Below are 2,205 nucleotides of genomic sequence, written 5' to 3' on the forward strand. Positions count from 1 at the left end.
CTGCTGCCAAAACAACCGGCCATTCTCCCGCCATTTCTCCCGGCCCCTTTCAGCGCGAAAAATCCCTGCCACCGAATCAAGATCCTATCAGAAATTTCCCGTCTCGACAATATTCTGTCAAATTTTATCCAGCAGCAATTACGGTCTGGGCTATTCGCCCGGCGGTGCGCTTAATGCCATCACCGCTTGCTGGGTTTCCTGGTAAAAACACCCGGGCCGAAAGCTTTTTAAAAAGTTTAAGGCAGCGGCCCTGCCCCCTTTTTATTCCTTCCACCGGGGACACCAGGCAACCGGCTGCCTGTGAGGGAGATGAGCAGCCAGAACGGCACACTGAATCATCGGCGCCAAGAGCGAATCCCCGGAGTTTGTCGTCCTAAGAGGTTCAAGACCTGGACGATGAAATTCTTTAAGAGAAGGAGGAAAGAGAGGGAGGAATTGCCAGCTTGACGGCGAAAAAGTTACATGTTCCCTGGTGATGCGATGACATTCGATATTACCCTTGCAGGAGGTCGAAAATGAAACGGCTACTCTTTATCATTTTCGTTTCTGTGGTTATGCTGGCCGGCGGTTTCGCGCTGCCGGCCTTTGCTCAAGAACAGAGAGAAATTCCTGTTCTGATTGACGGGTTGCCGGTTGCCTTTGACGTGCAGCCGGTCATCCAGAACGGGCGCACCCTGGTTCCCTTCCGGGCCATAGCGGAAGCGTTGAACGTGAAGGTTAACTGGAACGGCACTACTCAAACGATTAGTGCTACGGACGGGAAAACCTCTATCCGGCTCCAGATTGGGCCTACGACTACGGTTCTAAGCCGGAACCGGTAAGCCTTGTCAGGCAAGCTGTGGAGACGGCTAAGGCTAATGTTCCGCCGGAAAAGCTGGTACTGGGTATTTCTGCTCCCACCGAGACACCGGAAAGCATACTGACCAAGGTAAGTATCGCCAAACGGTACGGCCTTGATGGTATCGCCATCTGGCGGCTGGGTCTGGTAACCGGTGAGATGTGGGATGCGTTGAGGGCCACCGTAATACCAAGGAGGTAACGAAAGATGAAAGACTGCTTAACCAGTGTACCCCCATATTCTTCTTGCAGTGATGTCCATTTACTCCATATTCATCCTGTTGTGTAAAGAGAAACGGCAAGACTAACAAAAAAGCCTGACCAGTTTTTTGCTTCTCCCCGCCAACCTCTATATCCGTCCAAGCCGTTATGTAGCTGCCCTCCTCAAGTCAGTACTCAGTTGCAGGCCAATTAGCGCGTTTGACGGTTGGTAGAGGTTGACGCCACTGGCAGGGTTGTTGAAGATTTTTCTGCGGGGAGCGCAACGAATATATAAAGAGCCAGAGGGCAGGGCATCGCGTAATGGAAAGTGTTAAAAGGTTTGGAGAGGGGCGGCTAAAACTCAAAGTCAATTTGGAGAAGAGCGCAGTCGACAGACCATGGAGGAGGAAATTCTTAGGTTTCTCCTTCCCTGTGCCAAAGTCGGCCGCGGCAAATCTTGTAGAAATATACCAGAACTAGTAACAAGAGTTTAAACAAAATGTAAACAGTTTGTAACAAGGAAAAGGGTTTTTTTAAGGTGGGCAGAATAAATTCAAGCAAAGGGGTTATTCGGAAGAGTAATCCGGCACACTTAGGGGGGAGAGCCATGAGAATCGACGTCCACGTGCATATCCTGTCTCCGGATTTCATCCGGGACATCCAGAGGAACCTGGAACGGGACGCCCACTTCAAGCTGCTTCACGAGGGTCCGAAAGCCAAATTTGCAACAGCCGAGGATGTCCTGGCCAATATGGAGAAAACGGGGATCGACAGGTCAGTAGTGTTTTCCTTCCCCTACCGCGACCTGGGGATGTGCCGGGAGGGGAACGACTACATCATTGAAACGGTGAGGCGCTACCCCGACCGGTTCATCGGCTTTGCGGTCGCTCCACCCCAGGAGCCGGGGATGGAGCAGGAGCTGATCCGCTGCCGGGAAGCCGGGCTGAAAGGGGCAGGAGAGATCATCCCTGCCGCCGTCCACGTTGACATTTCCGACCAGAAGCAGGTGGGGCGCTTCGCCGGGGTTTGCCGGGAGCTCAACTTTCCCATCCTGATGCACGCAAACGAACTGGTAGGCCACTACTACCCGGGCAAAGGAAAAATGGGGCCCGAACACGCCTACCACTTTGCCGTCAACAACCCGGAAAACAAGATCATTTTCGCCCA

1 protein-coding gene and 1 pseudogene are annotated in these 2,205 nt (G+C 52.7%); both read left to right on the forward strand.

The genetic code is table 11. The features are described from left to right. Nucleotides 1-515 precede the first annotated feature (515 nt). Nucleotides 516-1,039: pseudogene (locus HPY58_14155) on the forward strand (hypothetical protein). A gap of 606 nt (nucleotides 1,040-1,645) precedes the next feature. Further along, nucleotides 1,646-2,205: amidohydrolase family protein (locus HPY58_14160; protein NPV30756.1), on the forward strand; the 560-nt coding region annotated here is incomplete at its 3' end.

The sequence above is a fragment of the Bacillota bacterium genome, assembly GCA_013177945.1.
Taxonomy (GTDB): domain Bacteria; phylum Bacillota; class DSM-12270; order Thermacetogeniales; family Thermacetogeniaceae; genus Ch130.